The sequence below is a fragment of the Streptomyces sp. NPDC002623 genome (assembly GCF_053592635.1).
Genome location: NZ_JBSFWB010000036.1, coordinates 40499 through 66333 on the forward strand (window position 1 = coordinate 40499; position 25835 = coordinate 66333).

Here is a 25835-nt window from a genome sequence, read left to right on the forward strand (position 1 = left end):
GGGTCACCCGTGCGCCGGAGACACCCGTTCGCTCGTGTACCCCGTGCAGTTCAGGAACGCCTCGACGATCTCCGCCGCGGACCGGTGCGGCGGCACGGCCGTCAGCACGGCCTCCGTACCGTCCGGCGCCGGCGAGGCCACCAGGGCGACCTCGTCGCCGGACCGCAGGCGCAGGACGACTCCCCGCAGCCGGTCCTCGTCGCCCGGGACGGTGCGCAGCCGTACGTGCATCGGATCCTGCGCGGGGGCGTACAGCCGCAGCCGGGCGAGGGGCGTCCCCTGGCGGAACTCCTGCCAGCGGGCGTAGCCGAGAGTGCGGAACGGGGGCTCCGGCCAGGGCCGTCGGGCGTCCAGACGCTCCAGCACGCGCCGCAGGAAGTCCCGGACCACCGGTTCCGTGTGCGGTTGCCAGGACAGCGCGTCCTGCCAGTCGTCGACGGCGAGGGCGGCCTCGATCCCCTCGTACCGCTCCTCGGTGGTGAGTCCGTAGAGCGGCTGCTCGAAGGTCATGCGCGTGATGCGCGCGACCTCGTCGTCGTCCAGCTCCCTGCTGAACTGCACGCAGTAGAGGATCCCCACGACCACCCCGAGACGCATGTCCCCAGTATGCCGTCGGCCCGCCGTCGACGGGGCGTTCGTCGACGGCGGGCCGGGGGTGCGCAGCTGATCAGCGCTTGGTGTAGATGAAGCCGACCTTGTCGAGCTCGTCGCCCGCGCGGCCGTGGAAGCCGGCGATCTGCCAGCCCGAGGGGGCGGTGCGCGTCGTGCAGTCGGAGGTGGTCGTGCCACCGGCCAGGGTGTTGCCCAGGTTGGTGGTGAACTTGGCGTAGAAGATCCGGGTGTGCCCGTCCTTCACGCCCTGGCACAGGTACGCGGTGGTCACGTACTCGGAGCTGCCCAGCGTCCGGGAGGACGCGGTGCCGCCGGTGCCGCCGTGGGTGAGGGTGGTGCCGTTGCTCAGCGTGATGCCGACCTGGTCGACGCGGGATCCGGCGTTCAGGGAGATCTTGGTGGCGCGGGCGGCGGCCGGGACGCTGTCGATGTCCTGGTAGTAGTCGCCGTGCGGGCCGCCGAACTGCTCGCTGAGCTGGAAGTCCGCGTTCTGCGACCAGCTGAAGCCGACCGAGATCGGGTCGTGGTCGGAGAGCATCTTGCCGTCGCTGGTGAGGAACCCGGCGTGCTCGTTGTTGTACGAGTTCGCGTTGAGCGTGACCAGCTTGCTGCCGCGGTAGAGGACCTTGTCGACGACCTCGCAGGTGTTGGGCACGGTGGCCCCGGTCTGGTCGCAGACCAGTGCGTCGCTGCCCTTGGTGGGCGCGACGCCTCCGCGGATGAGCTTGACCCAGGCGTCGGTGAGTCCGTTGGCCGCGGCGAACTCGGCGATGGTGTCACCGGAGCGGGTGTAGCGGGTGTTGGTGTCGCCCATCACCACGACGGCGTTGCCGGCCGAGTGGGTGGAGATGAAGGAGGTGAGCTGGGCGAGGTTGGCGGCGCGCGCCGCGAGGTCGCCGGTACTGGTGCCCGCGTTGGTGTGGAGGTTGTAGAAGTCCACGTAGACGCCCTCGGCGAGGCGCTCACGCATGAACGTGAAGCCCTTGGGGGTGAGGCAGTCGCCGGAGTCGAGCTGGCAGTCGTTCCAGCCGGAGCGCTCGAAGTCGTCGCCGTCCCAGGCGTAGTTCGAGACGGTGTTCAGCCCGCTGCCGATGCCCGCGCCCCCGCTGGTCGCGGTGCGGTAGGCGTGGGTGTCCGTGGAGTAGAGGTAGGCGTGGTAGTTGAAGTCCTCCTGGACGTTGACGATGTCGTAGGGGGCGATGCGCCGGCCGATCTCGGTGGTGCTCGTGTCACGCGGGGTGGAGGCGCTGGAGATTGCCTCGGGGAGTCCGGCGACGTTGTAGGTGAGCACGCTGAAGCTGCCTGAGGTGGCGGCCGCGGCCGGAGCAGCGGCTGCCGTGAGCCCGCCGAGGGCCGCGGCGGCGGTCGCCAGACAGGCAAGGAGTCTGCGCATGGGGGAGTGTCTCCAGAGGGGATGCGGGGGTGGGCGTGTTGCATGCATGCCAAAATCTAGCTACATAGAACGCGCTTGCATCCCCTCCGGAAACACTGAATCAGGAATTCCGGGTGACGCCGAGGTGTCCAAGTGCCTTGACGGCACGGTTGGTTCGGACCTGGACCGGCCTCGGCCGGTCAGCTCGGGCTCAGGGCGTCGAGACCACGACGTTGAACCACGGGGTGCTCAGCGAGCGCAGCGGCGAGTCGAGCTTCTGCAGGTTGAGCCGGTATGTGCCCGCCGCGAGCACCCCCCGTCCGCCGGGCAGTGGCGCCAGCGGCAGATAGCGCCCGTTGAACGCCCCGTTGCGGTCGTATGTCCACAGCCCCGCGCCGGTGTGCATGATCGTGTACGGACCCGAGCTCAACGAGGGGTTGACGGCGGACTTCTGGACCTGGTTCAGGACGAAGGACGCGCCCGCGTACGACGGCACCCGGGCGGGCCGGGTGAGGGTGAAGCTGAAGTAGCGGTTCGCGTACCCCGCCCCGGACGTCAGCGGCGGACAGTTCACGGCCACCACGGTCCGGCCCGTGACATTGCCGAGGTTCAGCGGACTGCTGTAGGAACCGTTTCCGGACAGCCGACGGCAGTCGTACTGATACGTGGCGGCCGCGGCCGGCGGAGCCACCGCGAGCGTCGTGGCGACCGCTGCGACGGCCGCGGTGGCCGCTCCCGTCCAGAGACTCACCCGGCGCCTGCGCCGGGAGACGCGGGAGACTGCGGCGGCGATACGGGACATGGATGCTTCCCCCTCCGAAGGGCCCGGGGCGCGGGCCGTGATGAACACAGGCGTGCGCGCGGTGTTGGCGGTGTTTCCGGCGCAACGCCCGTCCCGTCCGGCGCAGTCGGCGCGCCGAACGGATCGAGAGCAGGAAGCTAGCGGGTGCTCGCGGCGCGGGGCGGCGGATGATCGACGCAAGCGAGAAGCCGCTCGAAGGTGGCTCTCTCGGGCCGCCCGCCCGCCCACTTACGTGCTCACTTTCCGCACTTTCTGACGAGGCTCGCAACGACGACCAGGTCTGGATACGGCTGCGCATGCAAGGCCGGCACACCGGCCCCTTCGTCGATCTCCGCGACGGCAAGGTGGTTCGGCACGAGGCGGTCCGCGACGACATCGCCATGCCGGGCCGGCTCGGCGTCTTCCCTCCGCCCCGGCCACCGCCCTGCGCATGGTCGCCCGGCGGGTCACCGGATGAGCCGCTCGCGCTGCAAACTGTCGACGCCGTGCTGCTCACGGCTCGCTATCGAGAGACTTTGTGGCCAAAGTGTCGACAGATGGCGGGTGCTGATGGAGTATCAGCCATGCGCAGATACGCGCCACGCCTTCCTCCTCAGGAGCCGTCATGAACGCGACCGCCCCAGGCATCAGCAGAAGGACTCTCCTCACCCTCCTCTCGCTGGCGGGTACGGCCGGGCTGGTGCGGCCGGCCCACGCCGCCGCACAGGCCACGACCCTGACCACGGTGGCGGGTCAGGACCTGGCCGAGATCGCCGCCAACCCGTCCTTCGCCTTCGCCACCGACGTCGCCGGAACGGCGGGCTCGGGCGAGGCCTCGCCCATCGACGCCGCCTACTGGCTCGGCGTCTACGAGGTCACCAACGCCCAGTACCTGGAGTTCGTCACCGACTCAGGCCGCGAGACCCCCGCCTACTGGGACGGCGGCGTCTACCCCGACGGCAAGGCAGACCACCCCGTCCTGGCGATCTCCCTCGACTCGGCCACCGCGTACTGCGACTGGCTCGACGACCGGGCGGACGCGGAGGGTTGGACTTTCCGCCTGCCCACCGAGGCCGAGTGGGAGAACGCCGCCTCCGGCCCCGACGCCCTCACCTACCCCTGGGGCGACCAGGCCGGCACCACCTACGCCGACCTCGTCCTGACCAGCAACTACAACTACATGGCCGTGTGCGCCGCCTACGAACTGGCCGAACACGGCTCGGACCTGGCCACCTACACCGCCACCGGCTCCGACCTGTACGGCCGGAGCTTCCCGCTCTCCGAGATCCTCTCCATCGGCAGCACCGGAACCGTGGCCGGCTGGAACGTCACCGCGAGCCGCACCGGCTTCATCTACACCGACGTCTACGACGCCCTGACCGCCACCGGCGGCTACACCACCCCCGTCACCGCCTACCCCGGCGGAGCCAGCGCCGACGGCGTCCTGGACCTCTGCGGCAACTGCTGGGAGTGGACCACCTCCGTCATCACCGCGACCCACGGCGGCGAGATGGGACAGCAGGTCAACGCCATCCGCGGCGGCTCCTGGTACGCCAACCTCAACAGCTGCACCGCTCTCTACCGCGGCGAGGGCCGCGACCCGTCGGGCCGCTACTCGACCGTGGGCTTCCGCGTCGCCGCGACCGCCGAGGCGGGCTGACCCCACCCGGCCACCGACCGCAACCCTTCCCCGGCCGTGGAGGTGGGCGGCGACAGCGCTGTCACCGGTCGGTCGAAGTCCTGGACGGTGTCGAGGAGTCGAGTTGCTCCGCCAGGAGCCGGGCAGCCAAGGCGACAGCCTCCTCGACATCGTCGGTGACCAGCAGCATGGTGTCCTCGCTGACGGGGTAGGCGCACACACCGAACTCTCCGGCGGCAGCGCCGATGACGGGGAAACGCTCGCCCTCGCGCGCGAAGAAGTCATCCGTCCGGGAGAAGGTGAGCATGGTCGTCGACAGCCCGGGATACATCGTGCGCAGCAGCGGATGTCGACTCGCGGCCTGCAGCAGGGTCCACATCGCCGGTGTGTAGGGGTCCGAGTCGGAGTGCGGCGGGCGGAACTCCTGCAACAGATCGTTCCATGCAGTTCGTGTGTCGGGGGTCAAGCAGACTCGTCCTGGTCCTGACCCTGCTCGTCAGCCGGCGGCGGGGCATCGGGGGAGGTGTAGAACACGGACGTGCCCTGCTTGCTGCGCTGGGCGTGGTTCTTGGCCACCAGCCCTTCGAGAGTGGTCCGCACGACGGTCGTCTTGATGCCGCGCTCGGGATGCAACTGGCCCAGCGACTGGGCCACTTCGGCCGCGGAGCGCGGTTCGTCCTGACCGGCCAGGTGCTCGCGGACCAGGGAGACCAGTGAGGGCTGAGCCGGCTCGGCGGCCGCCGTCCGGGGCGTCCGCGTCCTGCCGGCCGACTTGCGGGCGGCCGGGTCGGACTTCTTGGCCGGGGCGGACTTCTTGGCCGTCGCCTTCTTGGGAGCCTCGACGGGGGCCGGGGCCGCCTCTTCGCGGGGTGCGGGTACCGCCGTGGCCGGAGCGGCCTCGACGCCGAGGGCCTGCCGGACGTTCAGCAGCACGGTGCGGTCCTGCTCCAGGGCCGCCAACTTCCCTTGCAGCGTGGCGATCTCATCGGCGAGCACCTCCTGCTCCTTGAGGTTGCGCTCCAGGTCACCGGCCACCTGAGCTGCGTACTGGGTGGTCACCCCGTTTGATTCGATCGTGGTGTCAGACATGATCTTCACGCTCCTTCATGGCCCAACAGGCCACGGGCGGGAGCCCGTGCCAGCAGTCACTGCTGCCCTGTCGTTCGTAGTGATACTACGGATGAGGGATGCATTGTTGCATTTCAGCAAGGTCGGAACCGCTGGAGTGACATGGTGACCGGGCCGTAGTAAGCGGTCCGCCACTGACGCAGGTCGGGGTCGGGGAAGTTGACGTACGCCGCCGAGGTCCTCAGATCGCGGCGCAGGGTGCGGTGCATGGCGCAGGTCTGGGCGAGCAGTCGCCCTCGGCAGGCGTGTGGGAGCGCGCGGTCGGGACGGTGATCTGCTCCCTGCGCCCGCGGCCGTCACTCGAACGGCGGAGTCACGGAACGTGACGGGTCAATAGCCTTTCGTGACCTGACTTTCGTGATCCGCGTTTCGTGGCCCGACCCTGTCGTTCGCCCTCGTCGTCTGCCGCCGTCGTCTGCCGTGGAGGTATCGCCATGCCCGCCGCGTCCCGTCAACTCCCGCCCGTGGGCCCGACCGAGGTCGGTCCGGGCGACCCCCGCTACGAGGCGCTCCGCCGGGGCTTCAACCAGCGGTGGGTGGCCAGCCCCGACTATGTGGTGGTGGCCACGAGCGCCGCCGATGTGGTCGCCGCGCTCAACACCTACCTCCCCGGCACGGCCGGCAGTGACTCGCCGCCGCGCCGGATCACGGTCCGCTCCGGCGGGCACTGCTACGAGAACTTCGTCTGCGGCGACGACGTCGCCGTCATCCTCGACGTCAGCACCATGGACCGCGTCCACTACGACGCCGAGATGGAGGCGTACTGCGTCGAGGCGGGCGCGACCAACTGGCACAGCATCACCCAGCTGTACCGGCGCTACGGCCTCGCCCTGCCCGGCGGCTCGTGCTACTCCGTCGGAGCGGGCGGCCATATCTCGGGCGGCGGCTTCGGTCTGCTCTCCCGCCTGCACGGGCTCACGGTCGACTACCTGTACGCCGTGGAGGTGGTCACCGTACGCGACCGGACGCACGCCGAGGTCACCGTGGCGCGCAAGGACTCCCCGGAGCCGGCGCTCCAGGACCTGTGGTGGGCGCACACCGGAGGCGGAGGCGGCAACTTCGGCGTCGTCACCCGCTACTGGTTCCGCGGCCTGCCCGAGCCGCCGTCCCAGGTGCTGACCAGGGCGGTGGCCTGGGACTGGAGCCTCTTCGCGGGGCCCCAGGGGGACCCCGACAAGTTCAAGTCCCTGGTGCACCGCTACGGCGAGTTCTTCGTGGCCGAACGCACAGGGGAGGGCGGCCCCGGGTGCCTGCGCGACTTCGACTTCAGCGATCTGTTCACGCTGTTCAAGCTGACGAACCTCGCCAAGGGCAAGATCGGCCTGGTCGTCCAGCTCGACGGCACCCGGGACGACTCGATCGAGCGACTCAACTGCTTCCTGAACTGGATCGCCCCCGAACCCGACTACCCGCAAGCCGTGTTCGACCTGCCGATGGGCGAACAACCGCCGCTCGGTGACCAGTTCATCCCCACCCGGCTGCCCTGGCTGACGGCGACCCAGAACTTCAACGGCTCCGGCCCGAGCCGGTGCGGCAAGTACAAGTCCGCCTATCACACGGGCAACTTCACCGAGCGTCAGCTCGGCGTGCTCTTCGACCGCCTCACCACGGGCTACTCGAACGAGGACGCCCTGGTCCAGGTCGACTCCTACGGGGGCCGGGTCAACGACGTCGACCCGTTCGCCACCGCCGTGCCGCAGCGCTCGTCCGTGCTCAAACTCCAGTATCAGACCTACTGGAGCTGGGAGGACGACGCCAACCACGACGGGGTCTTCGACTACCAGGACGCCCTGGCCGACCCCTCGATCGCCGCACCGCACCTGGAGTGGATCCGGGGCCTCTACCAGGACATGTACGCGGAGACCGGCGGCGTGCCCGTGCTGCCCACCCCGGAGTCGCCGGACGTCAACACCGACGGCTGCTACATCAACTACCCCGATGTCGACCTGGGCGACCCCGAGTTCAACGACCCGGAGGCCGGTCAGCCCTGGCACCACCTGTACTACGGGGCCAACTACGCGCGGCTGCAGCGGGCCAAGGCGTTCTGGGATCCACGCGACGTGTTCCGGCACGCCCAGTCGGTACGCCTTCCGGGCACGTCGTAGCCGAGGAGGCCGGTCACCAGCCGCTGACCCGGTCCCAGACCGCTTGGACGGCGGGTGCGCCGGTCGTCGGCAGTGTGCTGTCGACGACGTGGTAGCCGCGGTGCTGGGCCGCCGTCGCGCAGGCGTGGTTGGGCAGGATGCGTAGCCGTGTGCCGAGGGGCAGGTCGGGCAGGACGGCCCCGTCGCGGGCGGTGAGGGTGCCGTGTTCCTGGCTCGCGGCGCTCATCACCAGGCCCGGGACGAGGTTCCCCCACAGGTCGGTGACCAGGCCGTAGCCCTGGTCCTGGGACTGGTTCGCGGTGCCGCGGTCGCGGGACATGGCCATCCAGCCGCCGTCGGTCAGGATCCAGCCGTACTCGGGGCGGTGTCCGATGACGGTGACGACGACCGACAGGGCCAGATCGTCGAGCCGGCAGACGCCCAGTCCGGCCATGACCAGGTCGAAGAACACGTAGTTGCCGGCCCGTAGTTCGGTGACGCCGGTGAGGTCCTCGGCGGCGTGGGCGGTGGGGGTGGAGCCGACGCTGACGGTGTGCACCGGCAGCCCGGCCGCGCGCAGCCTCTCGGCGGCGGTGACGGCGGTGTCGCGTTCGTTCTCCGCGGCCAGCCGCTGCTCCTCGCGGGTGTGGGCGAAGTAGGACTCGCCCGCGTGGGTCAGGACGCCGTCCAGACAGTCGGCCTCGTACAGGATCCGGCCGATGTCGACGAGCGCGGGGGCGTCGGTCCTGAGGCCGCCGCGGTGGCCGTCGCAGTCGATCTCGATCTGGGCGGGGATGCCGAGGCCGGCCTCGCGGGCGGCCTTCGCGACGGCGGTCGCCTGCTCGGTGCTGTCCAGCAGGACGCGCAGGGTGACCCCGCGGCGCAGGAGCGCGATCACGCGGGGCAGCTTGTGCGGGTCGATGCCGACGGCGTAGGTGATGTCGGTGTAGCCGCCGTCGGCGAAGGCCTCGGCCTCGGCGAGGGTGGAGACGGTGACGGGTGTGCCGCCGTTCATGAGCGCGGCGACGTCGAGGCTCTTGGCGGTCTTGACGTGCGGGCGCAGGGCGACGCCGAGCCCGGATGCCCTGGCCGCGAGGCGGTCGATGTTCCGCAGGGCTCTGTGCACGTCGACGACGGCGAAGGGCGTGTCGGGATCGGCCAGGGTGTTCGGGGTGTTCGGGGTGTTCACGGGGTGAAACGATAGCCGCGCCTGGACGGTGTGTCCAGTTCTGGACCTGTAGTCCAAGGTGGCGTCACGCTGTGCCGTGCCCGCGCCGTGCCGGGCGTTCTGTGTCCGGCACGGCGTTCGTCCGGGGTGTGGGGGTGCGGCTGTTACCAGGTGGGCATGTGGGCCTCGGGGTACCGGGCGCCGGCCGCTCCGTGGGGGAGGAGCTCCTGGACGCGGGCGAGGTCCTCGGCGGTGAGGGTGACGTGCGCGGCGGCGACGTTCTCCGCCAGACGCTGGGGGCTGCGGGTGCCCGGGATGGGCACGATGTCGTCGCCCTGGGCCAGCAGCCAGGCGAGAGCCAGCTGGGTGACCGCGATGCCCTTGGCCTCCGCCAGGGCGGTCAGCTCGCGGACGGCGGCCAGGTTCTTCTCGTAGTTCCCGGGCTGCCAGCGCTCGTCCCACCTGCGCATGTCGCCCTCGTCGTACTCGGCGGCCGGCTTCACGGCGGCGGTGAGGAAGCCGCGGCCCAGCGGCGAGTACGGCACGAAGCCGATGCCCAGCTCGCGGACGACCGGCAGTACGTCGACCTCCACGGCCCGCTCGAACACCGAGTACTCGGTCTGGAGCACGGACACGGGCTGTACGGCGTGGGCGCGCCGGATGACGTCGGGGCCGGCCTCGCTCAGTCCGAAGTACCGCACCTTGCCTTCGGCGATCAGTTCGCCGACCGTGCCGGCCACGTCCTCGATGGGTACGTCCGGGTCGACCCGGTGCTGGTAGAGCACGTCGATGTGGTCGGTGCCGAGGTAGCGCAGGCTGTTCTCGGCGACCGTGCGGATCCGCTCGGGACGGCTGTCCGGGGCCCCGATGTTGCTCGGGTCGCTCAGGTCGAAGCCGAACTTGGTGGCGAGGACGACGTCGTCGCGGAAGCCCTTCACGGCCCGGCCCAGCAGCTGCTCGTTGCTGCCCGTGCCCATGCCGTAGAGCTCGGCGGTGTCGAAGAACGTGACGCCGAGCTCGTACGCGCGGCGGATGGTGTCGAGGCCGCCCTGCTCGTCGGGGGCGCCGTAGGCCATGGTCATGCCCATCGTGCCCAGGCCGACGGCGCCGACCTCCAGACCCTGCGTGCCGAGCCTGCGGTGGGGGAGTGTGCTGTCGTGCTGTGTCATACCTCAACGCTAGGAACACGGCGCCGGAACGTCATGGGGCACCGCTCGCATAGGATTGCCTGATCCTCTCAGGAGAGTGGATGCCCGAAGGGTGTGACTCATGCTGGACCGCCTCGCCCACGCCATCGAGCGGCACTGTCAGGGACCGTGGTCGGAGACCGCCGTGCCCAGGCTGTCCCTGGTCGCGGTCGACGAGCTCATGGAACCGATCGATGTGACGTACGAGCCGATGATCTGCTTCATCGCCGACGGATCCAAGCGGACCGCGGCGGGAGACCGCAGCTGGGCCACCCCCCGTGGCCAGATGCTCCTGGTCACCCTCGACCTGCCGGTCACCGCAGCCTTCGAGAAGGTGCCCTACCGCGCCGCGGTCATACGGCTCGACAACCGGGCACTCGCCGCCGTGCAGCTGGAACTGGACGAAGCCGGCCCGTCGGCCCGACAGCCCGTCACCGCGGAGATCGCGGCGGAGATCACCGCGCCGATGACCCCGGAACTCGTCGACGCGCTCACCCGGTGGATCCAGCTCCTCGACACCCCGGAGGACATCGGGCCGCTGGCTCCCCGGATCGAGAGCGAGATCCTCTACCGGCTGCTGCGCAGCCCCCTCGGACCTGTGCTGCGCCACTGGTCGCTGGCCGACTCCGCCGCCGCCCGGATCCGCACCACGGCCCGCTGGATCTGCGACCACTACACCGAGCCCCTCGGCATCGACGAGATCGCCGAGGTGGCCCGGATGAGCCCGGCCACGCTCCATCGGCACTTCAAGGCGGCCACCGGGATGAGCCCGCTGAAGTTCCAGAAACACCTGCGGCTGCAGGAGGCACGACGGCGACTGTTCGCCGGCGATGTGACGGCGGCGCAGGCCGCGCAGGCGGTCGGATACGTCAGCGCCACCCAGTTCAACCGCGAGTACCGCCGCGCCTACGGTCTGCCGCCCGGCCAGGACGCGGCCCATCTGCGCACCCTCCTCGACGCGGCCCGGGAGGTGCCGGTCGTGCACGACGGATCGCCCGCAAAGCCCTGACCGGCCCTGACCAGTCTTGACCAGCCCTGACCGGCCCCAGGGCCGCCAGGCCGCGTCGGGTCATGGAGCCATGGAGCCATGGAGTCCTGGAGTCATCGGGTCATGGGGTCATGGAACCTCCGGGCCGCGGTACTCGCTCATCGCGTCGATGAGCCAGCGGGCCAGACAGTCGGCGAACGAGGACCGGGGGAGGAGGCGGTACGTCGGCATGCCGTCGACCTGCCACAGCACTGCCGCGACCGGGCCGACCGTGGTCGAGTGGGAGCGGCGACCCCAGGGTCTTCCCGATGCGGACAGCTGCTTCGGAAGCGGGGTCGACGCGTACGTTCACCATGGTGACGAACGGCCACTCGGTCAGCGTGACGCCACGGGCGCCGGTGACAGCGGCGGCCCGCATGGGCTCCTCTAGGTGCACCAGGGGGCTGGTGCGCAGTGCGGCGATCGGCTCAGCCATCTCGCTTGGTCCCTTCGGGGTCGTACAGGACGAAGTCGGTCACCTCGACGGGCACCAGGTCCTCGCCCACCGGGGCGACGAGCTGGGTGCCCTCGGGCGGTCGGGTCGTGCGGTCGCTCGGCAGCAGGCCGACCAACTGCTTGCGGTCGCTGCGGGAGGTGTCGACGCGCGAGTAGGACCGTCTGCCGACGAAGTCCTTCTGCTTCGAGACCACCCAGGACATGCCCGCGTCCTGCGGGGTGACCGTGCCGTCGGTGTCCTGGCCGACGATGATGTACCCCTTCTCGGCCCGCAGCACATGCATCGTCTCGGTGCCGTACGGGGTGATGCCGTACGGCTGCCCGGCCGCGTACACCTGCTCCCAGACCGCCAGGCCGTACCAGGCGGAGACGTTGATCTCGTAGGCGAGTTCGCCCGAGAACGAGATCCGGCAGATGCGGGCCGGGATGCCGCAGGCCAGCGTCGTCTCGCGGAAGGCCATGAAGGGGAACGCCTCGGCGGACAGGTCGACGTCGGGTGCGAGCTGCGCCACGACCTCGCGCGACCTCGGACCGACGACCGCGATGGTCGCCCACTGCTCGGTCACCGAGGTGCAGTGGACGTCGAGTCCGGGCCACTCGGTCTGCAGCCACTCCTCCAGCCAGTCCAGGACGCCGGCCGCGCTGCCGGTCGTGGTGGTCATGAAGTAGCGGTCCTCGTCGAGGCGCAGCGTCACGCCGTCGTCGAAGATCATGCCGTCGGGCTTGCACATCACGCCGTAGCGGGCGAGGCCCGGCTTGAGTTTCTTGAAGGCATTGGTGTAGACGCGGTTGAGGAACTCGCCCGCGTCCGCGCCCCGGATCTCGATCTTGCCGAGGGCGTGCTGGCCGGCGAGGTCCCGTGGGGCGGATTCAAGGGATCCGGCTACGGCCGGGACCTGTCGATCTATGCGCTGGACGACTTCTCGCGCACCAAGCACGTCATGCACAACCACGGGCGCTGACGCCGTCGGCGGGCCGGCCGGAGCGGGGCCGCCCGGCGCGGACCTCCGTGGAGACCCTCGGCCGGCACGGCCACCACCGTCAACTCGGCCGGGACGGCCGGGATCCCTGCGGCTTGTCCCGCCTCTCCAGCAGGACCAGCTCGTCCAGCGGCGTCCCGGCGGCCCACCGCAGCACATGGCGGCCGCCGAGCAGAACGCCGTGGCTCGGGAGGGACGGCCGCGGGGCATCGGTGCGGGCGGCCGAGGGCCTGGTCACGAGGAGGCGGATCGCCTCGTCGTCCGCGGGCTGTGAGGACTCCTCCGTGGGAAGGAGACGGGTCCGGGCCGCGTCGTCCGCCGGGTTCTCCGCCGGGCTGAGGACGACATCGAGCCGTCGGCCGCCAGGGTCGCGCGCGTACAGACGGGGCCGGCCCCGACTCGGCATCGCGATGGCGTCCCAGCCGTCGCGCCGCAGTATCCGTTCGACGGCCGCCATCAGCTGGTCGTCGTCCAGGAGGACGAGCTCCGCCGCGGTGTAGACGCCGCGGCGGCGACGGACCGCCGCGCGACGCCAGCGGGTGAGAACCACGGCGACCGCACCGAGCACGGCCAGTCCCGGAGTCAGTCCGAGGACGCCGAGCCGGTGCGCCCAGGCGAGCAGCGCGACCGACAGGCCGACGGCCAGGCCCAGTTTGAGGAAGCCGGGCAGCACCTCGCGGAATGTCGGACCGTAGCTGTCCTGGGCGCGCGGTGCGGGGACCGGCGGACGCCGCCGAGCGCGGCGCGACCCGGGCACGGGGGTACGGTTCACCACAGATCCACCAAGGTCAACTCCGCCAACTCTCCTTCATCTCGTACCGCCCACGGTACGCAGGCGACGGGTGCGACCCGTCGGCGGGGCCGAGCGGCCGTGCACCCAAGGCCCGCCGGTGACGGCGGCCGAAAACTTTGTCGCGCGGGTCCGGATTCCGGCGCATGATCGTCACCGGATCGGCAAGGCCCTTCACATGAGCATCACGAATATGCCGCCCTTCATCCCTGGCTTAGAACTCTCCCGGCGTTTCTACACCGAGCTCATACGCCCTCTACTGGAGGAAGCCGCACCCGGAATACCTCATTCCGCCGCGCGTCTGGGCTCCGGCTCCGAGGTGCTCGGCCTGGACACCGCACACTCCGCGCACCATGAACGCGTCCCGCGCCTGCAGCTCTTCCTCCGCTCCGGGGACGTCTCCCGCCACGCGGGACGCATCAGACACCACCTCGCCGAACACCTCCCGAAGACCTTCCACGGCCGGCCGACGCACCTTGCTCAGGCGCCGCTCCACCGCACGGTCGAAGTCACCCATGTCTCCTCCTGGTTCACGGCCACGCTCGGCTTCGTCCCCTCGTCGCACATCACCCCGCTGGACTGGCTGGCCACCCCCACACAGTTCCTCGCCGGAGTCACCGCCGGCGCCGTCTTCCACGACGGCCTGGGTGTGCTCGCCCCGCTGCGCGCCGCCCTGCGCTGGTATCCGCACGATCTGTGGCTGCATGTGCTGGCCTGTCAGTGGCAGCGCATCTCCCGGGAAGAGGCCCTCGTCGACCGCTGCGGCGAGGCGGGCGACGAACTCGGCTCCGCCGTCGCCGCCGCCCGTCTCGTGCACGACCTGATGCGCCTGTGTCTCCTGATGGACCGTCACTATCCGCCGGGGGACCAGTGGCTCGGCAGCGCCTTCGCCCGCACCTCCGCGGGCCCGCACCTCACACCGGTCCTCACCGCAGTCCTCGCCGCGACGGACCGGCACAGCCGTGAACAGCACCTGACGGCCGCGTTCGAGACGGTCGCCGGCCTGCACAACCAGCGCGAACTCACCGATCCGCTCGACCCGGCCACCACGCCGTGCCGACGGTTCGCGGCGGCGCTGCTCGGCCGCGTCGGCGATCCGGCGGTCCGGGCGCTGCCGACGGTCGGCGCCGTGGATCAGTTCGTGGACAGCGCGGAGGTGCTGGGGCGGGTCGAGGCGGCGCGGGCCGCAGCGACCGGCGTGGCGGATCACCGCCGTACGAGCACCGCGTAGTGAGCGGGCGGCCGGCGCTCTCGCCGGCCCCGGCGGACTCGAACCTCGCACTACGCGTCGAGGGCGCGCCGCAGTTCGCGGGTCACTGCCGCCTCGTCCTGGCCGTGCACGGTCTTCTCCAGGCTGTGGTCGTCGGAGCGGGAGAAGACTTCGCCCAGGGCCACGTCCTCCTTCGAGAGGGTGCGTCCGCACCATTCGCCCTGGCCGACGGTGTGCTCGTCGAACGGCACCGCCGCGCCTTCGCCCAGGACGGTCCAACCGTCATCGGTCCAGCGCAGGGCGAGGAGGTAGGTGTGGCCGGGCTCCAGGCGCGGCGCCTCGGCGGTCGTGCGCTTGATGCGTGTGCCGCTCCGGTACACGTTCCAGCCGGCTGCCGCCATGTCGAAGTTCTCGCCCAGCGCCCGCCTCGGGGAGTCGGCCGACCACAGCACGCTGTCCGTGCGGAACGTCACCGTGCGGTCGGTCCGGTACCGGACCGGTCCCGTCTGGAAGTCGCGCCGGTCGGTGTCCTGTTCACGTGTCGGCGTGGCCACGACGGCATGGTCCGCGTTGGCCACCCAGTCCTCGGCGGTCAGGGACGGCATGGCGTCGTTGGCGATCCCGCAGCCGACCACCGTGTGCAGGCCGCCCTGGCCGACCAGCACAGCGGCCGCGACACCGGCGAATGCCGTGCCGGCGGCGAGGGACCGGCGGGTGAGCAAGACTCGAACGTTCAATGCGGGACACCGTTCCGGGACAGGACGGGCCGGGTGGCGTCACGTGACAGCGGCTCGTCCGATGGACATTGCGCTGGTCTAGACGGCACTTCGGCCTGCCCGGTGGCCGTCGGAACCGAATGCGCACAAAGTCACGAACGGGCTGCGGTTTCTTGATCAGATCCGTACCGAACCGCGTCAGCCGGCTGCTTCGACGTACGAGGCCAGGTGGGCCGGCGAGGAGGCGATCCCCGCCTCGTGCGCTACTGAGGTTGCCGTGCCGCAGGGGCTGACGGGTGGTCGGTGGATCCGTCGTCCCCTCGGCTTCGGTCCGCGGGGAACCCCTTCGCGACGAGCAGGGCTCCCAGGCCGACCTCGAACAGACCCCCCGGAACGGAGAGCGCCACACCGACGCCGTAGCCGAGGACTTCGAGGACGGCCCCGAGTGCGAGGACGGCGTAACCGCACAGCCCCCACACCGCGAGGAAGCGGGGTACCAGCCGCGCCCGGAGCAGAACTCGGCAGAACAGCAGACCGGCGGCCCCGAGCGACATCATCGCGATCTGATAGCTGTAGTGATTCCCCTCCACCGCGACCCTGCTCAACGCGGCCAGAACGGACGGCTCGTCGCCGCTCGCGTAGGCGTGCTCCTCCGCGAGGGGCACCAGGAGCAGCAGGAAGACGATCCCGACGGCCAGCATCACCCCTTCGACCACCCTGCCGATCAGGTACGTGTGGGCGGAGACCACGTCGTGCCGTTTCAGCAGGGGGAACGCCAGCACTCCGATGCCGACGACGACGGCCGAGTTGACCAGCATGAGCAGCGCTCCCGCCGCTACGCGCGTCTGTTCGTCCGCCGCCGTGGGCAGTGCGTCGGCGCCGCCCGATCCCGAGTCGACCAGGGCGCTGCCTGCTATGTACACGATGAACGCCAGCAGGAACAGGGCTCCCATGGTTCGCCCGATGACTCTCGACATGACTCTCGATGAGGTGGCTGACATGGCTGACATGGCTGCCTTCCGTGGGCGCCGTGGTGTGACCGTACTTAGTACGCTCGGCATGTCGACGGTAGCGTACTTAGTACGAAGATGTCATCAGTAGGGTGGCCGGATGTCCAAGCAAGTCAGCGAACGCGCACCGGACCCAGCGGAGCGCATTCCACTCAGCAGGGAGCGGATCCTGAGCGCCGCCGTGGCGATCGCCGACGCGGGGGGAGTCGGGTCGCTCACCATGCGCTCGCTCGCCCAGGAGCTCGGCGTCAAGCCGATGGCGGTCTACCACCACGTCGCCAACAAGGACGAGATCATGGACGGGATCGTCGATCTCGTCTTCAGCCAGATCGAACTGCCGTCGCCCGGCGACGACTGGCGTCACGAGATGCACCGACGCGCGACCTCGGCCCGTCGGGTGCTGAAGCGCCACCCCTGGGCGATCGGACTGCTGGAGTCGCGAACGACCCCCGGCCCCGCGACGCTGCGACACCATGACGCCACCATCGGCACCCTGCGCAGGGCAGGCCTGTCGGTCGAGATGACCGCCCACGCCTACGCGCTGCTCGACAGCTATGTGTACGGATTCGCCGTCCAGGAGGCCGCTCTGCCCGTCCAGGGCCCCGACACCCTCGCCGAGGTGACCGAGGAGATCGTGCAGCACTTCTCCCCGGGCGACTATCCCCACCTCGGCGAGATGGCGGCCGAGCACATCCTTCGTCCCGGCTACGACTTCGGCGACGAGTTCGAGTTCGGGCTCGGTGTGGTCCTCGACGCGCTCGCGAGGTGGATGCCCGACAGCGACGGCCGGCCGGCCGCGTGACCGACGGCGGGCGGCTGGCGGTCGGCGGCCGCCCGCCGTCGGTCAGGGGCGGAGGTAAGGCCGGGTCATGATCTCCAGGTTGTGGCCGTCCGGGTCGGCGAAGTACGCGCCGCGACCGCCGAACAGACGGTTGATCCGCCCGGGTTCGGAGTGGTTGGGGTCGGCGTAGTAGGTGACCCCGACCGCCTCCAGGCGGGCGATCATGCTGTCGAACTGCTCGTCGGGCACGAGGAACGCGTAGTGCTGCGACTGGATCGGCTCGTCGCGCTTCTCGTAGTAGTCGAGCGTCACGCCGTTGCCGAGGTCGACGGGGAGGAACGGCCCGAAGGGAGCGCCGACCTTCAACCCCAGGATCACGGCCAGGAATTCGGCCGAGAGCCGCCGGTCCCGGGCGTACACGGCGGTGTGGTTCAACTGCACGGAGGCCGTCGGCAGCTCGGATGCGTACGGGTACTGCTGTTCGTTCGACATGTGTGGTGTGTCTCCGGGTCTGGGGATCCGCTGGAAGCAGCGCCGTATGCGGGCGCCAGGCAGAAGGACTCGGAAAAGGCGGCGGGGTTCTTGCCCGCCTCGCGCTCACGCCGAGGCCGGGAACCTCACTCGTGCATGGCCCATGGCCGACCCGGCAGTCACCCGGCCGACTCTAGTGATCGCCGAGAGCCCGGGCAACACGCCAACGGCTGTGCTGCGCCGAGCCGGTCCGTGACCGCGGATCATCCCGGGTGGGCCACCGCCTGCCCATGAGAGGCTGGTGGCGCATGGGGGACAACACACCGGCAGGGACGGAATTTCGGACGACGAACGGCCCTGTACGCGGCAGGAGTTCACCGGACGGCGGCACGGTCGTCCTGGGCATCCCGTATGCCGCCGCGCCCTTCGGCCGCCACCGTTTCCGTGGGCCGCAGCCCGTCGTCGGCTGGAGCACGCCGCGGGACTGCGGCGACTTCGGACCCATCGCGCCGCAGTCGGCGGAGCTGCCCGGCTCACCGGTGTGGCACCCCGGCGACGAGGACGTCCTCACCGTCAACGTGTGGACGCGGCCCCCGTCGGACGGCGGCCCGCTGCCCGTGCTGTTCTGGATCCACGGCGGGGCCTACACCTTCGGCTCCTCCGCCCAGCCCGACTTCGACGGCACCGCGCTCGCCCGTGCCGGAGTGGTCGTGGTCAGCTGCAACTACCGGGTCGGCTTCGAGGGGTTCGGCCATGTGCCGGGCTTCCCCGACAACCGGGGACTGCTCGACCAGACGGCCGCGCTGGCCTGGGTCCGGGACAACATCGCCGAGTTCGGCGGCGACCCCGACCGGGTCACCGTCGCCGGGCACTCCGCGGGAGCGGGATCGATCGCCTGTCTGATGGCGATGGAAGGGGCCCGCGGACTGTTCCGAAGAGCCATCGTCCACAGTGTGCCCAACGCCTTCTTCACCGTCGAGGTCGCCGCCGCGATCACCGCGAGGATCGCCTCCGTGGCCGCGGTCGCCCCGACGGGCGACGGACTGCGCTCCGTCTCGCCGCAGCGACTGCTGGCCGCCTCCGACGACGTCGCCGCGCAGTGCGGGGACGACCCCGTCACGGCGGTCCAGGCCTACGACCCCGTGCTCTTCCAGCCTGTCGTCGACGGCGACGTACTGCCCGTCGACCCGCTCTCCGCGCTGGGTTCCGGCGTCTCCCGTGACGTGGACCTCCTGGTGTGCCACACCCTGGAGGAGTACTGGTTCCTGCACGAGGTCGGAGGAGTACGGGAGATCACCTCGGAGCCGGAACTCGCCGACTTCGCCAGGGCTCTCCGCCTCCCGGAGTCCCTGGTCTCCGGCTACCGCGCGCTGCTGCCCGACGCCCCGGTCCTCGACCGCTACCTCCAACTGTTCGGCGACGCGACGTTCGGCGAGTACAGCACCCGGCTCGCCGAGCACCACATGCGGGCCGGCGGCCGGGCGCACCTGTCGCGCTTCGCCCGCAGACGCCCCACCCCGAGCGGCGAGACCCGGCCCTGGCACACCGCCGACATCCCCTTCGCCTTCGGCAACCTGGACGCCGACGGCGCCGCCTTCCTCATCGGCGCCGCCCCCGACGAACAGGACCGTGCCCTGTCCCGCCGCATGCTGCGCGCATGGGCCGACTTCGCCGCCTGCGGAGACCCGGGCTGGCCCCCGGTCACCGACGCCGCCACGACGGTGAAGCTCTGGGCCGTCCCGGAAGACCGCATCACCGACGACACCGCCTGCGCCCTACGCGCACTGTGGCGGGACATCCCGTTCGATCCCCTGCGGCGATGAACCTCCGGCCTCCGGGGCAGCCCTAGGCGCGACGGCTGGAGTGCACGGTGGCGAAGAGCACGCGGGCGCGGGTGCCGTCCGGGAGGTGCCAGGGGCCGGCGAGGTGGCCGGTCGTGCCCTGCGGAGGGAGGGACCGGCCGTCCGGGACAGGGCGCAGGACGCGGTGCAAGCGCAGGGCCATGCCCTGCGGTGCAGACAGTTCGGTGCCCTCGCTGTCGTCGGTGGCCGTGCCGACGAAGCCCGCGGAGAGAGGGGCTGCACCGGTGTAGGAGCGGGTGACCTCGCGGTCGGGGGCGTCGGTGGTGTTCTGGTCCTGGGCCTGGACCCGGCCGTCGAACAGCGCCGACAACTGGGCGACCAGCACCGGGTCGTGGCAGCCGTCGTAGGCCCAGCGCCGCCCCAGCACCCCGTGCTCCATGGTGCCGACGAGGGCGTGCTCCGCCCCGTCGAGCGGGGCGCCGCGATAGGTGAGCGGCACCAGGTAACCGGCCGGGTGGGCGCCGGAGGTGTCGGTGACCACCATGAACTCGATCCCGACCTCGCCCTGCGGATCGTCCAGCCGGAAACCGCCGGCCTTGGCCAACTCCGGTCGGCCCGCCCCGCCGCGGTACCACGGGCGGGAGGGCAGCCAGGACGTGAGCAGTTCCAGCTTGGTCGGCTTGAGGGTGGTGTGGTGGATGACGGCCATGCCGAAGAGCTCTCTTCCATCGAGCGGACAGCAGCCCTCACACCCTGCCATCCGCAAGCCGGTCGCGGCACGCGCTCACGGCTCGTGCTCGGGGGAGAGGGGTACGCCGTTTCGGGAGTGGCGTCGCCAGTGGCTGGGGGTGGCGCCGTAGGTCTGGTGGAAGCGGCGGGAGAAGTGGGCGGGGTTGGTGAAGCCCCAGGAGCGGGCGATGGCCTCGATGGTGCGGTGGGCCTGTCCGGTCGCGGCCAGATCGTTGCGGGCGCCTTCGAGTCGGCGGCGGATGATCCATTTCTCGAGGCTGAGTCCGCCGTCTTCGCACAGCCGGTAGAGAGTGCGCACGGAGATGCCGTGCGCCCGGGCGATGCGTCGGGGTGTGAGGCCCGGGTCGGTCAGGTGTGCGCGAAGGTAGGCCAGGACGCGGGTGAGGAGAGTTTCCTGGGCCACCTCTCGACGGGTGTGGTCGTCGCCGGCGACCGACACGATCAGGGCGCGGGTGAGTTGCACGGTGGCGGCGGCCAGAGCCTCCGCCTCGGGGCCGCCGCTGAGTCGGTCCGCGTGCCGGTGCAGGCCGCGGATGTGCTGCAGCAGCAGGGATTCGACGGGGCTGTGCTGCAACAGGGGGACCGCTGCGCGCACCATGTCCACGGGCAGGGCGAGAAGCGCGATGTTCACCGAGAAGGCCACGGAGCGACCGGTCCCCGACCATCCGTACTCGTGTGACGCGGCCATGTGCGGCGTCAGCCCGATGCCGTCCCCTCCCAGGTGCCGCTGGTATCCGTCGCAGCCGAAGGCGCCTGTGCCGAACCCCTCGGCCTGCGTCATGAGCGAGACGTTGTCCACCAGTTCGCGGCGCGTCTTGCGGAAGGAACGCACGAAGCGCACGCTCGTGCCGCGTGTGTCGAACAGGGTGACGGGCCCGAAGTGCCAGACTTCGAGCCGCTTCCACATGTCGGCCGCAGGCTCGTTCTCCTCGACCGCGTCGACTCCGCCCTCCCGGGAGACCGCCGTTCGCAGGGCCTCGAACCGGTCGGCGACAGGAAGGTCGGCGGTGTCGAGAACCAGCACGGCGCCCCCAGGCTGCGATAGCGGTCCGTTCGCCGCTGCTTCCCCTGCTTCCCGCGGCTTCCCCCTGCTCCGCGGCTTCCCCGAGGAGCAGTCTCCGTCACGACGGGCGATGTCGACAAAGATGAGTGCGTCGGGCACCTGACTCCGCGGTTCCGGTATGCCGCGGCACGCAGAGAACAGGCCTTGGCGCAGACGGCAAAGCCGGGTGCGCAGGCCCATGCCATGCTCCCTGCGCAGGCCAGGCACCGAGACGTCCACGCGTGCCTCGCCGCCCTGTCCCTGACTCCGGAAGGAACCATCCGATGATTCCCGAAGGCCACCCCCGCCGCCGAGTGCTCGGCGGCCTGCTCGCGGCGGGCGGCGCCGTCACGCTCGGAGCCGTCGCCGCGCCCGCCTCCGCCGACGCCCGCACCGGCGGCACCACCGGAGCGACCGTCGTCCTCGTCCACGGCGTCTTCGCCGACGCGTCCGGCTGGAACGCCGTCACCGCCCGCCTGCTCAAGGCCGGCCACCAGGTCATCGCCCCCGCCAACCCCCTGCGCGACCTGGCCGGTGACTCCGCATACCTCTCCAGCGTCATCGCGACGATCCCCGGGCCGGTCGTCCTTGTCGGCCACTCGTACGGGGGCGAGGTCATCACCAACGCCGCCCGCGGCCACGCCCACGTCAAAGCCCTCGTCTACGTCGCCGCCTTCGCGCCGGACGAGGGCGAGAGCGCGCTGCAACTGGCCGGGCGGTTTCCCGGCAGCATGCTGGCGGACGCGCTGGTGACCCGCCCGCTGCCCGGCGGCGCCGACGCCGACGGATACATCGACCCGGCCAAGTTCCACGACGTCTTCGCGCAGGACCTGCCGCGCGCCACGACCAGGGTGATGGCGGTCTCGCAGCGCCCCGGGAGTCTGGGGGGACTGGCAGGGCTCAGCGGCGTACCCGCGTGGAAGGGCCTACCGTCGTGGTATGTCGTCGCCGGCGCCGACCGGGTCATCCCGGCCGCCCTGCAGCGGTTCATGGCCGAGCGCGCCGGAAGCAGATCCGCCGAGGTCAAGGGCGCCTCGCACGTCGTGATGATGTCCCGGCCGGACGCCGTCGTGCGGCAGATCGACGCCGCGTACCGCGCCACCCGCTGACACCCTCCGGAAGGAGCAGCAGCCATGAGCACTCCGGACACCATTGTCCTCATCCACGGCTTCTGGGTCACACCCCGCAGCTGGGAGCACTGGGTCGACCACTACAAGAAGCGCGGATACCGCGTCCTCGCGCCCGCCTACCCGGGCTTCGAGGCGGAGGTCGAGGCTCTCAACGCCGATCCCGCGCCGATCGAGAAGGTCACCGTCGAGCAGATCGTCGCGAGCCTGGAGACCCTCGTACGAGGGCTGGACGAGCCGCCCGTCCTGATCGGTCACTCCGCCGGCGGCGTGTTCGTGCAGCTGCTGCTCGACCGGGGCCTCGGCGCGGCCGGGGTGGCGATCTCCTCCGCGCCCACGGAAGGGGTCGCGGTGGTGCCGCTGACCCAGATCAAGGCGGCCTTCCCGGTGCTGAAGAACCCGGCCAACCGGCATCGGGCGGTCGGCCTGACCGCGCAGCAGTGGCACTACGCCTTCGCCAACACCCTCTCCGAGGACGAGTCGACGGCGCTGTACGAGCGGTACGCGATCCCCGCCTCCGGCGGCATCTTCTGGGACAGCGCCCTGGCCACCCTGCGCCCCGGCCACCAGAGCACCTACGTCGACTACCACAACGACGGCCGGGCCCCGCTGCTGTTCATCTCCGGTGAGAAGGACCATCTGATGCCGCCCAAGGTCCAGCAGTCCAACGCCAAGCACTACAAGTCGAACACGGTCACCGAGGTCGAGGAGTTCCCGGGCAGGCCGCACCTGCTGCCCGCCGCGCCGGGCTGGGAGGAGGTCGCCGACCACGCCCTCGACTGGGCCCTCTCGCACGCCCGGTAGCCCGCGCGTCCGGGGCGGCCGGTACACCTGCCCGCCCCGGACCTCGGAAAGGAACCGTGCATGACCGAGGTCCGCATCACCCATGTCGGCGGCCCGACGACGCTGATCGAGGCCGCCGGTTGGCGGCTGTTGACGGACCCGACGTTCGACACGCCCGGTCGCCGCTACTCCTTCGGCTGGGGCACCTCGTCCCGCAAGACCTCGGGCCCGTCCGTCCTGCCGACCGAACTCCCGCCCCTGGACGCTGTGTTGCTCACCCACGACCACCATGCCGACAACCTCGACACGGCCGGGCGCGCCCTGCTGCCCACCGTCGGCGTCGTCCTGACCACGCCGTCCGGGGCAGGCCGCCTCGGCGGCAACTCCCGTGGCCTCGCACCCTGGACGACCTGGCGGCTGGAGTCCCCCGACCGCCCCACGATCGAGGTCACCGCCACCCCCGCACGCCACGGCCCACCGCTCTCCCGCCCACTCGTCGGCGACGTCGTCGGATTCGCCCTGCGCTGGCCCGGCCAGCGGCACGGCGCGCTGTGGATCTCCGGAGACACCGTCCTCTACGAGGGCGTGCGCGAGGTGGCCCGCCGGCTGGACGTGGGCACCGCTCTGCTGCATCTGGGCGGCGTGCGCTTCCCCGTCACCGGGCCGGTCCGCTACACGATGACGGCGCCCCGGGCCGTGGAGCTGTGCCGCCTGCTGCGCCCGCACACCGCGCTGCCCGTGCACTACGAGGGCTGGTCGCACTTCCAGGAGGGCCGACGGGCCGTCGAGGCGGAGCTGGCGAAGGCCCCGGCGGACGTCCGCACCCGCTTCCGATGGCTGCCCGTCGGCTCCGCCCTGGAGGTCACCGTCTGACCCCGGCCTGCTGCGCGTGGACCGGTAGGCGGCCCGGCCCGGCCTGGTGCAGCCGGCCGGGCCCGACGTGGCGCCTACGCCGTGACGAGGTCCGCTTCCTCGTCCGTGGCGGAATCCGCGGGCTCGTCCTCCACCATGCGCAGGAAACGTCGGATCGCCTCGATGGGCATGTCGAGTTCCTCGGACGCGGCCAGTTCGCCGCCGAACACCTGCACCGCCTCCGAGACGGCGACGGCGAGTTCGGCCTCCGCCTTGTGGACCTTGACCTCGGCCTTGTCCACGGTGTCGACCACGGCCAGCTGGCGGCGCTGCTTCTCCTGAAGTCGCTGCTTGCGGGAAGGCGTCGTCTTGTCAAAGCTCTGCACAGTCATGACCAAGATCATAATCGGCCGTGCGGGGGAGGACTGGCACGGCGTCGCCACGGGCACTTTCATGGAGCACCTCCGCCCACCGCACGACCCTGCGGAAGGAAAGGACCAGCCTTCATGCACACGACCACCCTCGGACCGAACGGCCCCGAGACCGGCGTGATCGGACTCGGCTGCATGGGCATGAGCCACGCCTACGACCAGGCCGCTCCCCGTGACGTCGACACGCAGATCTCGGTCGTCCACCAGGCTCTCGACCTGGGCATGACCATGCTCGACACGGCCGATGTGTACGGCCCCTTCAGCAACGAGGAACTGCTGGGCCGGGCCCTCGCCGGCGGCCGCCGTGAGCGGGCGGTGCTGGCCACCAAGGTCGGCGCTCTCACCCGCGACGAGCGGGGCAACGCGATGGTGGGCAACGACGGCCGGCCGGAACACATCCGCCGCTCGATCGACGAGAGCCTCCAGCGGCTGGGCACCGACCACGTCGACCTGTACTACCTGCACCGCGTCGACCCGGCCGTGCCGATCGAGGAGAGCGTGGGCGCCCTGGCCGAGACGGTGGCCGCGGGCAAGGCCCGCCACCTAGGCCTGTCCGAGGTGGATGTCGAGCAGATCAAGCGGGCCCAGAGCGTGCACCCGATCACCGCGGTGCAGTCCGAACTGTCGCTGTGGACGCGGGACTGGACGGTCGAGGTGCTGCCGTACTGCCAGGAGCAGGGCATCGCCTTCGTGCCGTACTCGCCGCTCGGCAGGGGCTTTCTGACGGGCCGCTTCGCGTCCTTCGACGACCTGCCTCCGGACGACTTCCGCCGCGGGCTGGCCCGCTTCCAGCCGGACGCCCTCAGCCGGAACCTCGCAATCGCCGACCGGGTCAAGCAGATCGCGGAGCGCATCGGCGCCACTTCGGCGCAGGTGGCGCTGGCCTGGGTGCTGGCACAGGGCGAGTACGTCGTCCCCATCCCCGGCACCAAGACGCCGAAGTACCTGCTGGACAACGCCGGCGCCGCCGACGTCCGGCTGAGCGCCGACGACCTGGCCGAACTCGACGCCCTGCCGGCCCCGCAGGGCGGCCGCCCCTGAGCGCTCGGGCGCCGGCCTAGCCCCGCGAGCCCGGCTTCCAGTCCTGGACGAGGAGCCCGAGCAGCACCTCGTCCAGGAACTCGCCCATCACCCAGGCCGAGGAGCGCAGCACGCCCTCGCGGACGAAGCCGTTGCGCTCGGCGGAGCCCAGCATCGCGGCGTTGTCCGACAGCGTCTCGATCTGCAGGCGTTGCAGACCGCGCACGACGAATCCGTAGTGGCACAGCACCGCGACCACATCGGTGCCGTAGCCCTTGCCGCGGGAGGACGGCAGCAGTCCGAGGCCGATGTGCGCGGACCGGTTGTGGTTGTCGATGCCCCACAGCGCCGCGGTGCCGGCGAGTGCGCCGCCGTCCAGCTCCACCACGGAGAACGGGACGTGCCCCTGCTCCTTGTCGTCCACGACGAGCCGCGAGTCCTTCGAGTCGGGCGTGATCGGCCGCCACGGCCGGCCGTCGGACCGCGAGGCGTTGACCACGTCGTCGTAGAGCTCGGCCCGCAGGATCGGGATGTCGTCCTCGTGCCGGGCCCTGAGCCCGACCTTGTCGCCCCTAAGCATGCAATCTTCCTATCCGACCGCGCCGACGGGCGGCAA

The 25835-nt window shown here is 70.9% G+C and carries 26 protein-coding genes and 1 pseudogene; 10 read left to right on the forward strand and 17 right to left on the reverse strand.

Features of this window, described 5'->3' with window-relative positions; all coding sequences use genetic code 11:
* Positions 1 to 3: 3 nt before the first annotated feature.
* The 3 genes from ACWD4O_RS40115 to ACWD4O_RS40125 form a co-directional block, all read right to left on the reverse strand.
* Positions 4 to 597 carry a hypothetical protein gene (locus tag ACWD4O_RS40115; protein ID WP_451287985.1) on the reverse strand — a complete coding sequence of 198 codons (594 nt, stop codon included), beginning with the start codon at positions 595 to 597 and terminating at the stop codon, positions 4 to 6.
* A gap of 70 nt (positions 598 to 667) precedes the next feature.
* On the reverse strand, positions 668 to 2005 hold the full coding sequence (locus ACWD4O_RS40120) for a jacalin-like lectin (protein ID WP_451287986.1): 1338 nt from the start codon (positions 2003 to 2005) through the stop codon (positions 668 to 670).
* A gap of 190 nt (positions 2006 to 2195) precedes the next feature.
* On the reverse strand, positions 2196 to 2786 hold the full coding sequence (locus ACWD4O_RS40125; protein WP_451287987.1) for a hypothetical protein: 591 nt from the start codon (positions 2784 to 2786) through the stop codon (positions 2196 to 2198).
* A 604-nt stretch (positions 2787 to 3390) separates the two neighbouring features.
* Between ACWD4O_RS40125 and ACWD4O_RS40130 the strand changes: the two genes are divergently transcribed.
* The gene (locus tag ACWD4O_RS40130) at positions 3391 to 4425 is read left to right on the forward strand and encodes a formylglycine-generating enzyme family protein (RefSeq protein ID WP_451287988.1); all 1035 of its coding nucleotides are present in this window, start codon (positions 3391 to 3393) and stop codon (positions 4423 to 4425) included.
* Between the two features lie 61 nt (positions 4426 to 4486).
* On the opposite strand, the gene ACWD4O_RS40135 is transcribed toward ACWD4O_RS40130, so the two are convergent.
* The 3 genes from ACWD4O_RS40135 to ACWD4O_RS40145 all read right to left on the reverse strand — a co-directional run bounded on the left by ACWD4O_RS40135 (position 4487) and on the right by ACWD4O_RS40145 (position 5741).
* Positions 4487 to 4870 carry a DUF6193 family natural product biosynthesis protein gene (locus tag ACWD4O_RS40135; RefSeq protein WP_451287989.1) on the reverse strand — a complete coding sequence of 128 codons (384 nt, stop codon included), beginning with the start codon at positions 4868 to 4870 and terminating at the stop codon, positions 4487 to 4489.
* Entirely contained in the window at positions 4867 to 5493 is a 627-nt protein-coding gene (locus ACWD4O_RS40140) for a hypothetical protein (RefSeq protein ID WP_451287990.1), read from the reverse strand. The genes ACWD4O_RS40135 and ACWD4O_RS40140 overlap by 4 nt, the downstream gene beginning before the upstream one ends.
* A gap of 113 nt (positions 5494 to 5606) precedes the next feature.
* Positions 5607 to 5741: a BBE domain-containing protein gene (locus ACWD4O_RS40145; RefSeq protein ID WP_451287991.1), complete on the reverse strand. Its 135-nt coding sequence runs from the start codon at positions 5739 to 5741 to the stop codon at positions 5607 to 5609.
* 225 nt (positions 5742 to 5966) lie between these two features.
* On the opposite strand from ACWD4O_RS40145, the gene ACWD4O_RS40150 reads away from it, so the two are divergent.
* A complete protein-coding gene (locus ACWD4O_RS40150) occupies positions 5967 to 7637 on the forward strand; it encodes an FAD-dependent oxidoreductase (protein WP_451287992.1) in 1671 nt (556 codons plus the stop codon).
* 13 nt (positions 7638 to 7650) lie between these two features.
* Here the strand turns inward: ACWD4O_RS40150 and ACWD4O_RS40155 are convergent, their stop codons facing one another.
* The gene (locus ACWD4O_RS40155) at positions 7651 to 8805 is read right to left on the reverse strand and encodes a DSD1 family PLP-dependent enzyme (RefSeq protein ID WP_451287993.1); all 1155 of its coding nucleotides are present in this window, start codon (positions 8803 to 8805) and stop codon (positions 7651 to 7653) included.
* Positions 8806 to 8948: 143 nt separating this feature from the next.
* The gene (locus tag ACWD4O_RS40160; protein WP_451287994.1) at positions 8949 to 9953 is read right to left on the reverse strand and encodes an aldo/keto reductase; all 1005 of its coding nucleotides are present in this window, start codon (positions 9951 to 9953) and stop codon (positions 8949 to 8951) included.
* Between the two features lie 100 nt (positions 9954 to 10053).
* On the opposite strand from ACWD4O_RS40160, the gene ACWD4O_RS40165 reads away from it, so the two are divergent.
* Positions 10054 to 10980 (forward strand): AraC family transcriptional regulator N-terminal domain-containing protein, encoded by a 927-nt coding sequence (locus ACWD4O_RS40165; RefSeq protein ID WP_451287995.1) that lies wholly within the window; start codon positions 10054 to 10056, stop codon positions 10978 to 10980.
* A gap of 446 nt (positions 10981 to 11426) precedes the next feature.
* Here ACWD4O_RS40165 and ACWD4O_RS40170 read toward each other — a convergent pair.
* Together ACWD4O_RS40170 and ACWD4O_RS40175 are read right to left on the reverse strand one after the other, a co-directional pair.
* A pseudogene (locus tag ACWD4O_RS40170) lies at positions 11427 to 12290 on the reverse strand (ferredoxin); the annotation flags it as partial.
* A 205-nt stretch (positions 12291 to 12495) separates the two neighbouring features.
* Positions 12496 to 13206 (reverse strand): hypothetical protein, encoded by a 711-nt coding sequence (locus tag ACWD4O_RS40175; protein ID WP_451287996.1) that lies wholly within the window; start codon positions 13204 to 13206, stop codon positions 12496 to 12498.
* A 196-nt stretch (positions 13207 to 13402) separates the two neighbouring features.
* Between ACWD4O_RS40175 and ACWD4O_RS40180 the strand changes: the two genes are divergently transcribed.
* A complete protein-coding gene (locus ACWD4O_RS40180) occupies positions 13403 to 14455 on the forward strand; it encodes a DUF4037 domain-containing protein (protein ID WP_451287997.1) in 1053 nt (350 codons plus the stop codon).
* Positions 14456 to 14505: 50 nt separating this feature from the next.
* On the opposite strand, the gene ACWD4O_RS40185 is transcribed toward ACWD4O_RS40180, so the two are convergent.
* Complete coding sequence (locus ACWD4O_RS40185; RefSeq protein WP_451287998.1) at positions 14506 to 15156, reverse strand: hypothetical protein; 651 nt, start codon at positions 15154 to 15156, stop codon at positions 14506 to 14508.
* Between the two features lie 257 nt (positions 15157 to 15413).
* On the reverse strand, positions 15414 to 16103 hold the full coding sequence (locus tag ACWD4O_RS40190; protein WP_451287999.1) for a DUF4386 domain-containing protein: 690 nt from the start codon (positions 16101 to 16103) through the stop codon (positions 15414 to 15416).
* Positions 16104 to 16260: 157 nt separating this feature from the next.
* On the opposite strand from ACWD4O_RS40190, the gene ACWD4O_RS40195 reads away from it, so the two are divergent.
* The gene (locus tag ACWD4O_RS40195; protein WP_451288000.1) at positions 16261 to 16962 is read left to right on the forward strand and encodes a TetR/AcrR family transcriptional regulator; all 702 of its coding nucleotides are present in this window, start codon (positions 16261 to 16263) and stop codon (positions 16960 to 16962) included.
* Positions 16963 to 17004: 42 nt separating this feature from the next.
* Here ACWD4O_RS40195 and ACWD4O_RS40200 read toward each other — a convergent pair whose 3' ends face one another.
* Positions 17005 to 17433 (reverse strand): VOC family protein, encoded by a 429-nt coding sequence (locus ACWD4O_RS40200; RefSeq protein ID WP_451288001.1) that lies wholly within the window; start codon positions 17431 to 17433, stop codon positions 17005 to 17007.
* Between the two features lie 287 nt (positions 17434 to 17720).
* Between ACWD4O_RS40200 and ACWD4O_RS40205 the strand changes: the two genes are divergently transcribed.
* Entirely contained in the window at positions 17721 to 19235 is a 1515-nt protein-coding gene (locus ACWD4O_RS40205) for a carboxylesterase/lipase family protein (RefSeq protein WP_451288002.1), read from the forward strand.
* Positions 19236 to 19257: 22 nt separating this feature from the next.
* Here the strand turns inward: ACWD4O_RS40205 and ACWD4O_RS40210 are convergent, their stop codons facing one another.
* Both ACWD4O_RS40210 and ACWD4O_RS40215 read right to left on the reverse strand, forming a co-directional pair.
* Entirely contained in the window at positions 19258 to 19923 is a 666-nt protein-coding gene (locus tag ACWD4O_RS40210; RefSeq protein WP_451288003.1) for a maltokinase N-terminal cap-like domain-containing protein, read from the reverse strand.
* A gap of 75 nt (positions 19924 to 19998) precedes the next feature.
* Positions 19999 to 20988 carry a helix-turn-helix domain-containing protein gene (locus ACWD4O_RS40215; protein WP_451288004.1) on the reverse strand — a complete coding sequence of 330 codons (990 nt, stop codon included), beginning with the start codon at positions 20986 to 20988 and terminating at the stop codon, positions 19999 to 20001.
* Positions 20989 to 21290: 302 nt separating this feature from the next.
* Between ACWD4O_RS40215 and ACWD4O_RS40220 the strand changes: the two genes are divergently transcribed.
* From ACWD4O_RS40220 to ACWD4O_RS40230, 3 genes are read left to right on the forward strand one after another with little or no spacing between them, the layout of a single operon-like run.
* Positions 21291 to 22115, forward strand: a complete 825-nt coding sequence (locus ACWD4O_RS40220; RefSeq protein WP_451288005.1) for an alpha/beta fold hydrolase — start codon at positions 21291 to 21293, stop codon at positions 22113 to 22115.
* Between the two features lie 24 nt (positions 22116 to 22139).
* Positions 22140 to 22937 (forward strand): alpha/beta hydrolase, encoded by a 798-nt coding sequence (locus tag ACWD4O_RS40225; protein ID WP_451288006.1) that lies wholly within the window; start codon positions 22140 to 22142, stop codon positions 22935 to 22937.
* Positions 22938 to 22997: 60 nt separating this feature from the next.
* Complete coding sequence (locus ACWD4O_RS40230) at positions 22998 to 23789, forward strand: MBL fold metallo-hydrolase (RefSeq protein WP_451288007.1); 792 nt, start codon at positions 22998 to 23000, stop codon at positions 23787 to 23789.
* Between the two features lie 74 nt (positions 23790 to 23863).
* Here the strand turns inward: ACWD4O_RS40230 and ACWD4O_RS40235 are convergent, their stop codons facing one another.
* Entirely contained in the window at positions 23864 to 24160 is a 297-nt protein-coding gene (locus ACWD4O_RS40235; protein WP_351916082.1) for a hypothetical protein, read from the reverse strand.
* A gap of 114 nt (positions 24161 to 24274) precedes the next feature.
* Between ACWD4O_RS40235 and ACWD4O_RS40240 the strand changes: the two genes are divergently transcribed.
* Entirely contained in the window at positions 24275 to 25240 is a 966-nt protein-coding gene (locus ACWD4O_RS40240; RefSeq protein WP_451288008.1) for an aldo/keto reductase, read from the forward strand.
* A gap of 16 nt (positions 25241 to 25256) precedes the next feature.
* Here ACWD4O_RS40240 and ACWD4O_RS40245 read toward each other — a convergent pair whose 3' ends face one another.
* On the reverse strand, positions 25257 to 25799 hold the full coding sequence (locus tag ACWD4O_RS40245) for a GNAT family N-acetyltransferase (RefSeq protein WP_451288009.1): 543 nt from the start codon (positions 25797 to 25799) through the stop codon (positions 25257 to 25259).
* Between the last annotated feature and the right edge of the window lie 36 nt (positions 25800 to 25835).

Excerpts from the sequence above, each read along its gene's own strand:
- ACWD4O_RS40195 (WP_451288000.1), top strand. The coding sequence starts at position 16,261 with ATGTCCAAGCAAGTCAGCGAACGCGCACCGGACCCAGCGGAGCGCATT.
- ACWD4O_RS40120 (WP_451287986.1), bottom strand. The coding sequence starts at position 2,005 with ATGCGCAGACTCCTTGCCTGTCTGGCGACCGCCGCCGCGGCCCTCGGC.
- ACWD4O_RS40235 (WP_351916082.1), bottom strand. The coding sequence starts at position 24,160 with ATGACTGTGCAGAGCTTTGACAAGACGACGCCTTCCCGCAAGCAGCGA.
- ACWD4O_RS40145 (WP_451287991.1), bottom strand. The coding sequence starts at position 5,741 with ATGCACCGCACCCTGCGCCGCGATCTGAGGACCTCGGCGGCGTACGTC.
- ACWD4O_RS40160 (WP_451287994.1), bottom strand. The coding sequence starts at position 9,953 with ATGACACAGCACGACAGCACACTCCCCCACCGCAGGCTCGGCACGCAG.
- ACWD4O_RS40180 (WP_451287997.1), top strand. The coding sequence starts at position 13,403 with ATGAGCATCACGAATATGCCGCCCTTCATCCCTGGCTTAGAACTCTCC.
- ACWD4O_RS40205 (WP_451288002.1), top strand. The coding sequence starts at position 17,721 with ATGGGGGACAACACACCGGCAGGGACGGAATTTCGGACGACGAACGGC.
- ACWD4O_RS40115 (WP_451287985.1), bottom strand. The coding sequence starts at position 597 with ATGCGTCTCGGGGTGGTCGTGGGGATCCTCTACTGCGTGCAGTTCAGC.
- ACWD4O_RS40220 (WP_451288005.1), top strand. The coding sequence starts at position 21,291 with ATGATTCCCGAAGGCCACCCCCGCCGCCGAGTGCTCGGCGGCCTGCTC.
- ACWD4O_RS40140 (WP_451287990.1), bottom strand. The coding sequence starts at position 5,493 with ATGTCTGACACCACGATCGAATCAAACGGGGTGACCACCCAGTACGCA.
- ACWD4O_RS40190 (WP_451287999.1), bottom strand. The coding sequence starts at position 16,103 with ATGGGAGCCCTGTTCCTGCTGGCGTTCATCGTGTACATAGCAGGCAGC.
- ACWD4O_RS40230 (WP_451288007.1), top strand. The coding sequence starts at position 22,998 with ATGACCGAGGTCCGCATCACCCATGTCGGCGGCCCGACGACGCTGATC.
- ACWD4O_RS40210 (WP_451288003.1), bottom strand. The coding sequence starts at position 19,923 with ATGGCCGTCATCCACCACACCACCCTCAAGCCGACCAAGCTGGAACTG.
- ACWD4O_RS40225 (WP_451288006.1), top strand. The coding sequence starts at position 22,140 with ATGAGCACTCCGGACACCATTGTCCTCATCCACGGCTTCTGGGTCACA.
- ACWD4O_RS40200 (WP_451288001.1), bottom strand. The coding sequence starts at position 17,433 with ATGTCGAACGAACAGCAGTACCCGTACGCATCCGAGCTGCCGACGGCC.
- ACWD4O_RS40150 (WP_451287992.1), top strand. The coding sequence starts at position 5,967 with ATGCCCGCCGCGTCCCGTCAACTCCCGCCCGTGGGCCCGACCGAGGTC.
- ACWD4O_RS40245 (WP_451288009.1), bottom strand. The coding sequence starts at position 25,799 with ATGCTTAGGGGCGACAAGGTCGGGCTCAGGGCCCGGCACGAGGACGAC.
- ACWD4O_RS40130 (WP_451287988.1), top strand. The coding sequence starts at position 3,391 with ATGAACGCGACCGCCCCAGGCATCAGCAGAAGGACTCTCCTCACCCTC.
- ACWD4O_RS40125 (WP_451287987.1), bottom strand. The coding sequence starts at position 2,786 with ATGTCCCGTATCGCCGCCGCAGTCTCCCGCGTCTCCCGGCGCAGGCGC.
- ACWD4O_RS40165 (WP_451287995.1), top strand. The coding sequence starts at position 10,054 with ATGCTGGACCGCCTCGCCCACGCCATCGAGCGGCACTGTCAGGGACCG.
- ACWD4O_RS40240 (WP_451288008.1), top strand. The coding sequence starts at position 24,275 with ATGCACACGACCACCCTCGGACCGAACGGCCCCGAGACCGGCGTGATC.